The organism is Moorena sp. SIO3I6 (genome assembly GCF_010672095.1).
On sequence record NZ_JAAHHU010000086.1, the window covers coordinates 18,226 to 27,890 of the forward strand.

7 protein-coding genes and 1 pseudogene are annotated in these 9,665 nt (G+C 42.6%); 4 read left to right on the forward strand and 4 right to left on the reverse strand.

Annotation, left to right across the window (positions count from 1 at the left end):
- Positions 1 to 412 precede the first annotated feature (412 nt).
- Positions 413 to 1,672: a transposase gene (locus tag F6K49_RS22420; RefSeq protein ID WP_293100245.1), complete on the forward strand. Its 1,260-nt coding sequence runs from the start codon at positions 413 to 415 to the stop codon at positions 1,670 to 1,672.
- 6 nt (positions 1,673 to 1,678) lie between these two features.
- Here the strand turns inward: F6K49_RS22420 and F6K49_RS22425 are convergent, their stop codons facing one another.
- Positions 1,679 to 2,266, reverse strand: a complete 588-nt coding sequence (locus F6K49_RS22425; RefSeq protein WP_293100248.1) for a thioredoxin family protein — start codon at positions 2,264 to 2,266, stop codon at positions 1,679 to 1,681.
- A gap of 167 nt (positions 2,267 to 2,433) precedes the next feature.
- Here F6K49_RS22425 and F6K49_RS22430 point away from each other — a divergent pair, with 167 nt between their 5' ends.
- The 3 genes from F6K49_RS22430 (at position 2,434) to F6K49_RS22440 (ending at position 7,977) form a co-directional block, all read left to right on the forward strand.
- Positions 2,434 to 2,754 (forward strand): pentapeptide repeat-containing protein, encoded by a 321-nt coding sequence (locus tag F6K49_RS22430; protein ID WP_293100252.1) that lies wholly within the window; start codon positions 2,434 to 2,436, stop codon positions 2,752 to 2,754.
- A gap of 21 nt (positions 2,755 to 2,775) precedes the next feature.
- Positions 2,776 to 2,922, forward strand: a complete 147-nt coding sequence (locus F6K49_RS22435; RefSeq protein ID WP_293071002.1) for a hypothetical protein — start codon at positions 2,776 to 2,778, stop codon at positions 2,920 to 2,922.
- Between the two features lie 126 nt (positions 2,923 to 3,048).
- Complete coding sequence (locus F6K49_RS22440; protein ID WP_293100255.1) at positions 3,049 to 7,977, forward strand: hypothetical protein; 4,929 nt, start codon at positions 3,049 to 3,051, stop codon at positions 7,975 to 7,977.
- A 33-nt stretch (positions 7,978 to 8,010) separates the two neighbouring features.
- Here F6K49_RS22440 and F6K49_RS22445 read toward each other — a convergent pair whose 3' ends face one another.
- The 3 genes and pseudogenes from F6K49_RS22445 to F6K49_RS22455 all read right to left on the reverse strand — a co-directional run.
- Positions 8,011 to 8,766 (reverse strand): sulfotransferase domain-containing protein, encoded by a 756-nt coding sequence (locus F6K49_RS22445; protein WP_293100258.1) that lies wholly within the window; start codon positions 8,764 to 8,766, stop codon positions 8,011 to 8,013.
- Between the two features lie 115 nt (positions 8,767 to 8,881).
- Positions 8,882 to 9,037, reverse strand: a complete 156-nt coding sequence (locus F6K49_RS22450; protein WP_293100261.1) for a hypothetical protein — start codon at positions 9,035 to 9,037, stop codon at positions 8,882 to 8,884.
- 296 nt (positions 9,038 to 9,333) lie between these two features.
- Positions 9,334 to 9,665, reverse strand: a pseudogene (locus F6K49_RS22455) (SDR family NAD(P)-dependent oxidoreductase); the annotation flags it as partial.

A 9,665-nucleotide genomic window follows, 5' to 3' on the forward strand; every position in this document is an offset into this window, starting at 1 on the left:
AGGAAAGCATAAGCTAGAAGTCAGAAGGCAGAAGGAAAGGAGTAAGGTTTAATCGGAGAAGGTTTCTTATCACTAATTATCCGAACATGATCTCACAGCCCATTGCTCCCAATCCCGAAGAATAATCCAGTCTTTAGTAAATATAAAACGTTGACCATCAACCATTGGCTGCTTCCTGTGCTGCTACCAGAAGATCTGACAAGGCTTGAACTGCCTCGTGATCTGCCTGAGGAGACCAGATCACAGCTTCTGTTGAAGATACTGATTCAGAAAACGTACTTCTGAATCAGTATCTTCAACAGATTCTAGGCTACATCCTTCTTCTTTAGCAACTGCAAGGAGGAGAAAGTGAATTAGTCGAAGTTTATCTTATTGCCTTTCACGATTTTACGATAAGTGCTACAATAAAACTATGCTAATAACTTACTGCTACAGAATCAAGCCAAGCCCCGAACAGATAGCTATCATGGAAAGGTGGCTTGAACTGTTGCGCCGTCACTGGAATTATGCTTTAGGACAACGCCTTGATTGGCTCAATCGGACTCGTTCACCGATTGATAGATGTAGCTTGATTAGTGAGGCGATTGGTGAAATTCCAGAAGCGGTAAACTATTACACCCAACAGGCAGCTCTTAAGGAAACTAAGCGGCTATTTCCTGAGTACAAACAAATCTACGCAGAAACTCAGCAGGTTAACCTACAACGGCTTAACAAAGCATGGGATAGATGGCGAAAACCAGATGCCACTGGTTTTCGGGGCGGTAGACCTCGTTTTAAAAAACCTGGAGATCTCAGATCATTTGTGTTTCCCAGGGTCAACAATTCTAGAGCAGGGGCACACCTGATTAATGGTGTTTTAAAACTAAGTCGAATTGGGTCAATGCCTGTGGTAATGCACCGACAATTACCTGATGGGTTTGCTCTTAAGCAATGTACCATCATCAAAAAGGCTGATGGTTGGTATTGTTGTATCTCAATGAAAGATGATACCGTACCTGAGCTGTTACCTGTGGATTCGGTTAAATCTGCTGTCGGTATCGACGTTGGTTTAGAAAAATTTTTAACCACATCTGACGGCGAAGCTGTCCCTATTCCACAGTTCTATAGGAATGCTCAAAACAGACTGGCTCAAGCTCAACAAGTAATGTCGCGTCGTGTTAAGGGTTCTAAGAACTGGGAAAAAGCTAAGAATAAAGTGGCTTTATTGAACCTTCATTTAGCCCGTTGCCGAAAGGAGTTTCACTATCAGGTTGCTCACTGGCTGTGTAGTAAATATGACCTGATTGCCCATGAGGATTTGAATATCAAGGGACTTGCTCGAACTAAGCTAGCCAAATCAATACATGATGCAGCGTGGGGGTCATTTCTCGAAATCTTACAAGCAGTGGCGGTCAAACGCGGTTTGTTAGTCCAGAAAGTTAACCCACGGGGGACAAGTATTGAGTGTTTCAATTGTGGTTCTAGGGTTGAAAAAAGTTTGAGTGAGCGCGTTCATTATTGTTCCAGTTGTGAAGTTAAAATTGACCGCGATTGGAACAGTGGCATCAACATTCTGAATCGTGCATTAATGGCGGTTGGACTGCCGCTCAATGGCTGTGGGAAATCGATACAGGATATCGAGGAGCAGCAAGTCTCATTCGTGAGTTTGGGAAGCCTACATCATAATCTTTGATTTGATCTAGGAGTGGTCACAATAAGCTGGTTCATTCCCCGGCTTCCACTTAATATTGCAACCAATACTAGGCTTTTGCTCAGAATTCACCGGTTGCGACCCTAGCACCGCATCAATAGCTGCTCGTAAATCCTTACCCGTAACTGGTATACCATTACTAGGACGACTATCATCCAATTGACCTCTGTAAACCAGCTCCTGGTTAGCATCGAATAGAAAAAAATCTGGGGTACAAGCAGCTGTATAGGTCTGAGCCGTTTCCTGAGTCTGATCATGACAGAAGGGAAAGGTGAATCCCAGCTCCTGAGCCATTTCCTTAAGTTTATCGGGAGCATCATCTGGGTAATTATCCGCATCATTAGCGCTAATCGCCACCATACCGAGATTAGCATCGGCATAGTCTTTCCCTAGCTTGGCCAATTCTCCCTGTACATGTTTAACAAAAGGACAATGGCGGCAGATAAACATGACCAGTAACCCCTGCTTACCCGCAAAGGTCTCTAAGGAAATCGTCTCGCCAGACACTGCATCCGGTAACTGAAACTCCGGTGCTTTGGTACCTAAGGGCAACATTGTCGAATTAACTAGTGCCATGGTTTCACTCCTAAACTATTGCGGTGAAAACTGATATTCTTCTAACCTTGCCTACCATATCAGATCCTATGGCAACGGCTATGATCTGATATCGTAATCCGACCCAGAACCAAACTACCAAACCACCAAACTACCAAACCACCAAACTACCAAACTACCAAACCACCTTGAACTTTCAACCAACCAACCTTCAACCAACCAACCTTCAATCAACCAACCTTCAACCCACCAACCTTCAACCCACCAACCTTCAATCAACCAACCTTCAACCAACCAACCTTCAATCAACCAACCTTCAACCAACCAACCTTCAACCAACCAACCTTCAACCAACCAACCTTCAACCAACCAATCTTGGCCAAAAGGCCACGCTACGCGAACAACAAAAAAAATGTGGTATAATAGATCAACTTCCTAGAGGTCGTTGCTTGGAAAAGGTAATCAGAAAGCAACGGAAGATTCAGGTGCCAGCGGTTACTGGTAAATAATGGGAATTACTGTTTCAGGTGTTGCAGCAAAGGCGAGTAAAGGGTGAAGATCCCTATCAAACCCTTGTCTGGCCTTTTGGCCTTTCGGCCACGCTACGCGAACGGCCACGCTACGCGAACGCACTACCCTTGGAAACCAAAACCGTTGCCCAACGGTGGAAACCCTAAGGGTTTGCAGTAGTCAATAATGGTAGAAACCCCCCCATGAACGCGCTCCATGGCTACCAAGATCAGCAGAGGGGATGGTCAGGGCGTAAATCAGATTCTGGCAGAAGCACAACCGTTGGAATAAATATGACGCTCCAACCCAAAGATTTCAATGGCAATAACAATGAATCATTAAGAATGCTAGCACGGGCGATCGCATTTTCTCAGGGACAATTTTCTCTGATTTTAGCCCGTTGTAATTATCAATCATTGCGGCAGCGCTTAACACAACAACTGACAGAACGCTACCAGATTAAGTTTCACTCCAGGGCTTTGGCCTCATCGGCTCTTAACCTCTATAGCAATGTTCAAGCGGAACTTACTTCAGAACTACCCGATGCCCTTATTGTTCACAATTTGGAATTAGTCAGGGATATTGATCGGCTATTGGTTTCTACCAATAATGCACGGGATGAATTTCGCAAAACCTTCCCCTTCCCCCTGGTGTTATGGGTAACCGATCAGGTCCAGCACAAGCTGAGGCGAGTAGCACCAGATTTCACCAGTTGGGCTGCTACTCCCATTGGCTTTGAGATGGCAACGGATGAGTTAATTGATTTTATTGAGCAAACGGTCAATCAGGTCTATGGCAAAGTATTAAACTCTGGTGCTGGCAGATTTCTAGACAATGATGACCTGAATTTGGGCATTGGTTCGACTCGCCGCACGGAGTTAAAGTCAGCCCAGAATGAGCTAAAACATCGTAACGTCAGATTAGACCCACGGTTAGAAGCCAGCTTAGAATTTGTTTTGGGTCGTGCCGCTGATGGGTCATCACAAGAGTCTCTGGAACATTATCAAAGTAGTTTAGCCCTTTGGCAGGAGATTGAGCCAGAGGCCAGGGCAACCGACGAAAAACCCCAAACATTCACCTCCTCATCAGAGCGGGTTGGATGCTTACTGTACTATTTAGGATTATGGTGGCGTACCTATGCTGAGAGACATCGGGCTGAACATCAAGTCGCTTGTGGTCATGCCGCAGAGTATTATCAGCAATGTATTAAAGTCTTTAAACAGGCTGAGCGACCAGACTTAGTTGCCAAGTTTATTAATGCTTGGGCAGAGGTACTGCAACGACTGGGACAGTGGGATGACTTGGAAGCAGTTGCTAACACATCCTTGACTATCCATCAAACCTATGGTAATCCCTTTAGACTAGCGCGAGCCTATGGCTTTTTAGCAGAAGTCGCCTTATGGAAATCTGATTGGACTAACGCGCAACAGTTAGCCCAACAGGCTCTGTTAATCTTAGAACAGGCATTGTCTGAATTCTGTACACCAACCTCATGCTCACTCGATACCGATTGTGATTGGGAGCGCTCATTTCACCAAGGTTGGTATTTATTGTCTCTAGCGCGATCGCATCGTGGGGCCGCGCGATCGCTTGGTGGGGCTGAGCGATCGCAACAGCAACAGCAGCAAGCTAAAATCCAAGACAGTCTGACAACTCTGGAAACGGCCAAAGCCAGAACCAAACCCCAGTATGATCCAGACCTTTACATTCGGATTTTAGAAGAACTGCGCCAGTGCTACTGGCAACAAGGTAACTATTTGACTGCTTTTAGGGTTAAACAAGAACGACGCTCCATTGAGCAGCAGTACAATTTTCGAGCCTTTATTGGTGCTGGTCGATTGCAGCCGAAACAACAGGTAACTAACCCAGCATTACCGAATCTAGACTACCACAATTCTGTGACCCCAGCCATTGCGGCCTCTGGTAGACAAGGGGATGTCAATCGCTTAATGCAACGTATGGGCCGTAGTGACCATAAACTAACGGTAATTTATGGTCAATCAGGAGTAGGTAAAAGTTCCCTTGTCCAAGCTGGGTTAATTCCCACCTTGAAACAAAAAACCATTGGCTCCCGTGAGGTATTAACGGTTTTCCAGCAAGTTTATACCGATTGGATTCCCGAATTTGGAAAAGCCTTAGCCAAGTCTCTGGCAGAAAAAAAACTGATTAAGTATCATGGTAATACTCTAGAAACAACAGCCGCAATTCTCAAGACATTCTGGGAAATAACAGAATACAATATCCTAGTGGTTTTAGTCTTTGACCAATTTGAAGAATTTTTCTTTGCGGCTAAAGACAGAAAGCAACGAATGGTTTTATATGAATTTATGAAGATCTGTTTGAATATTCCCTATGTTAAAATTATTTTATCCCTTAGAGAAGATGACCTTCATTACTTGTTAGAGTGTAACCGTCTAATTCAATTAGATGTCATTAACAACAATATTTTAGATAAAACGATTCTTTACTATCTCGGTAACTTTTCCCCAAAGCAAACTAAATCAGTTATTAAAAGCTTAACGGAACACACGGCATTTTCTCTAGAGCCAACCCTAACCGATGCTCTAGTCAAGGATTTAGCAGGAGATACCAATGAGGTGCTCCCCATTGAGTTGCAAGTGGTAGGAGCTCAGCTCCAAGCCGAAAAAATTACCACCTTAGCAGATTATCTAGCCAAAGGTCCGAAGGAAAAACTGGTTGAACGATACCTAGAAACAGCTATTAAAGACTGTGGTGAAGAGAACGAACGAATCACTAAACTTGTTTTATATTTACTGACCGATGAAAACGGGATGCGACCGCTAAAAACTCAGGCTGAATTAGCTGAAGATTTGGACTTAGAAGAGGAGCAACTGGATTTAGTAATGGAGGTGTTAGTGGGTTCTGGTTTAGTATTTGAATTGCCAGAATATCCTGCTGATCGTTATCAGTTAGTTCATGATTATTTAGTATCATTTATTCGCCAAGGACAAGAGCCTCAAATCCTAGCGGAGTTAAAACTGACCAAAGAAGAACTAAAGCAAGCACTTCATCAAGAACAAGAGGAACGAAGACGAGCAGAAATTGCAGAAATTAAAGCCCTGAGTTCTCTGTCTCAAGCTCTACTGTCTTCCCACGACCAGTTAGGAGCATTGGTCGCTAGTGTAAAAGCTGGGAAACGATTACTCACCACAGAGGTTACTCGTGAGATTAAACAGCAACAAGTGAATCAGCTTCAGGAAATTATCAATAACTTGCAAGAGTGCAATCGTTTGGAAGGACATGATGCGGGAGTATTTGGTGTTTGTTTAAGTCCTGATGGTAAACTAATTACCTCTGCTAGTGAAGATGGCACCATCAAGATTTGGGGAATTGATGGGAAAGCTTTGGCAAGCTGTCGGGGTCACAAGGAGCAAGTGTTTAGCATTAGCTTTAGTCCCAATGGTGAAATGTTTGCCTCTGCTAGTGCTGATAGCACCATCAAACTCTGGCAACGGGATGGCAAGTTACTGAAAACTCTCAGAGGTCATAAAAACCAAGTTTTCAACATTAGTTTTAGTCCCGATGGTAACACCATTGCTGCTGCTAGTAAAGATGGCACGATCCAGCTGTGGCATCCTAATGGTACTCGGATTAAAACCCTGACCAGGTTTGGTCCTGCTAACTTTGGGATTAGTTTTAGTCCTGATGGTCAATCCCTTGCGATCGCTAGTGAAGATGGCACTATCAAACTCTGGAATTTAGACAGTAGTTGGCCCAAAATTTTCAATCGTCATGCTAGGGGTGTCTTGAGTGTCTGCTTTAGTCCAGATGGTCGGATGCTGGCTTCCGGGAGTTGGGACGGTACCGCTAAACTCTGGAATATAGATGGCAAAGAACTCAACTCCATCGATAATTATGGCTTGCCAGTCTATCGGGTTAGATTCAGTCCCGATGGTCAACTATTAGCACTAGCCAGTAAAGATAATCGCATTCGACTTTATAACCTTGATGGGAATAAGCTCAAGACTTTCCGAGGACACAAAGGGTCTGTGTGTGGGGTAAGTTTCAGTCCCGATGGACGGCTACTGGCTTCTGCTAGTGTAGATAAAACTATCAGACTTTGGAGTCTCAAGGGCATTGGACTGAATACTCAGCAAAGCCATACTGGTAAACTTATCGGCTTTTGTTTTAATTCTACCGGTCAGCAGTATGCTTCAGCTAGTGAAGATAAAACAGTCAAACTATGGAGTCTAGACGGCACATTACTCAGAACATTTTCAGGACATGAAGCTAGTGTCAGGAGTGTCAGTTTTAGTCCTAAAGCAAAACTATTAGCCACTGCTAGTGTGGATGGTATCATTAAAATTTGGCATCTTAATGGAGCCTTACTGCAAACCTTTCCAGCCCATGGTCTGAGTATCAGGAGTCTAAGTTTTAGTCCTGATGGTAAAATCCTGGCTTCTGCGGGTAATGACAGAATCATCAAGTTGTGGGGGATTGATGATAAGTATGGACAGGATAACGGAGTACTGCTAAATACTCTCAACGGTCATCTTGCTAAAATCCTTACCATTAGATTCAGTCAGGATGGTCAGATGCTGGCTTCCGCAGGAGAAGATAAAACCATTAAACGTTGGCATCTCGATGGTAGCTTAATCGATACGATTCCAGCCCATAGTCTAAAAATTGTCTGTTTGAGATTCAGTGGGGATGGTGAAATTATGGCTTCCGCTAGTGCTGATAAAACGGTGAAACTTTGGAGTCTGGATGGTAAACTGATCACTACCTTACAAGGACATCAAGCAGGAGTTAGAGGTGTTGTTTTTAGTCCTGACAGTCAAATTATTGCTTCAGTTAGTGCTGATAGAACAGTAAAGCTTTGGACTCGTGATGGTAAGGAATTCAAAACCTTAAAAGGACATCTTGCTCCTGTGTGCAATGCCTGTTTCCTGGCTGACGGTCATACGTTAGTATCGGTCAGTGAAGATGGTACTGCTAAAATCTGGAATATCGATGGTACAGAAATCAAAACTGTTGGTGGACCGATTAATGGGAATACAGTTGTAGATGTAAAACCTGGACAGGGGATAGTTACCAGGGGAAGTCATACCACTACCTGTGATTTAACCTCTGATTTAAAGGATTTATTGGTGAAGGGGTGCTATTGGATCAGTGACTATTTGAACCATAATCCGACCTTGAGTGAAAGCGATCGCAAATTGTGTGATGGGATTCTACCAGAAATTTTGAATAGGGAGTAGGGAGTTAGATCCACCCGATCCACCTAATAGAGTTTAATGGGGCGTGGGAATTAATAACGAAACTTTTCCAAAATTACAACTAAACGTTTCTGAGAATCCTTGGGTTAATTGCGGTAAAGATTCTTCTCGATTAATTGGATAATTTAAAACTTGCAGTAACGGTTTAGCTAATTCTAATACTTGTCGATTTTGATCGTCAGAAAAAATCTCTAACCATTGTCCTTTATTCCCTTTTCTAACATGATTAGGATTTTCTTGCTTCATGGTAGTGAACTTAACTTTATTTTTAATTTCATCAAGTTCTACTTTATTAAGTTCTATCTCTAAATAATTTAATAGTTTTTGTAATTCTTTATCAAAGTCTTGAACGAAGTTTTCATAAAAAACAATATAAATTTTAAACTCATCTCGATAGTTTAAATAGTCACTAACATGATTAACCCAATCGGAGATAATATCGTTTAAGCGATTAGTTAAATACACTTGAGGATTTATTTCATTATCAGTTAGAAACGGATAATATCTTTTCATATAGGGACTAAAGACAAAATTCGACCAAGAAATTGCAACATCCCTAGGATCTCGAATAATATAAATCAGCTTATCAAATTTAGGAAAAACCTCTCGACATTTAGAATTCAATTGAGAATGAGTCCAAACAAAAGTACAGCTATCAATATAATTGTCTATGTCATCTACAGGATATCTGAAAATATTGCTAATTCTATAAAACAAGGCAGTTTCAGTAATATCTAAAAAATTAATATTAACTTGTCCTCGAACGCTCATATCCCAAGTTTGGGCAAGTTTATAGATTGGTTGGTTTTTAATAAAGCTTTTCTCTTCTAAGTTTGCTTTTTAAAAAATATTGCGAATAATTTGATATAACCAAAAATTTCCACTTTTAGGAAGTCCGCTTTGAAGAAGATGCATAATCAACAAAATCAAGTTGAGGTAAGACTTTATTGCCCTTGGTATGGCCAGGGAGTTTGTTAACTCTCCCTTGCTTCTCTGGAAGAATAATATAGCAGGGCTTTAAGCAATTATCAACTGATGTCATAATTTAATTCCATGAGAGCTCTCGTAGAATCTTGAAGACCTTGAGGCGGCGATTCACATCTTCAATACAAATGGGCTCTCAGGGAGAGCACGGGGTTATAGATTCGCTCCAGCTCGGATAGTTCTTCATCCTGGGGCTTCTTTTTTGGAATGAAACTGTAGCAATAAAACTGTAGAAATGAAAGTTCGCAATCCTGAGATTTCCAGTACTTTCCACCCTGGCTGTCTGAGACTGAAAATGGATCCGCGATGGCTTGAAGAGCTTGAAATCAGGATTGCGTCTCTGGCTGGTGTTGCTTAAATCAAGGTTTCGGCATGAATCAACTCATAACCAGCAACTTTCAACTTCTGATTATCTACCCGGGCGTTATTGGTTCGGAAGTTAGGTTGTGAAGAATCCCATAACACTTTGGGGAGATTGTAGCGATCGCATATTTTATCAGTCACCTCCCGCGTCGTGAGTTTGATGTCGTTAACTAGGTTGTAGATACCTTGGGAACGATTTCGTCGGGCAAATTCCACGGCCTGAACAATGTCGTCTCGGTGAATCCAATTGATAAAGTTATCGCCACTGCCAGGAAGCGTCGTGCCTGCCAGTCGCTCAAACCGCTTGCTTAACTCACGACCGG

What these genes read in the sequence shown, in the direction of transcription:
- F6K49_RS22425 (WP_293100248.1), bottom strand. Translation starts at nt 2,266, where the DNA reads ATGGCACTAGTTAATTCGACAATGTTGCCCTTAGGTACCAAAGCACCG.
- F6K49_RS22450 (WP_293100261.1), bottom strand. Translation starts at nt 9,037, where the DNA reads ATGACATCAGTTGATAATTGCTTAAAGCCCTGCTATATTATTCTTCCA.
- F6K49_RS22445 (WP_293100258.1), bottom strand. Translation starts at nt 8,766, where the DNA reads ATGAGCGTTCGAGGACAAGTTAATATTAATTTTTTAGATATTACTGAA.
- F6K49_RS22440 (WP_293100255.1), top strand. Translation starts at nt 3,049, where the DNA reads ATGACGCTCCAACCCAAAGATTTCAATGGCAATAACAATGAATCATTA.
- F6K49_RS22420 (WP_293100245.1), top strand. Translation starts at nt 413, where the DNA reads ATGCTAATAACTTACTGCTACAGAATCAAGCCAAGCCCCGAACAGATA.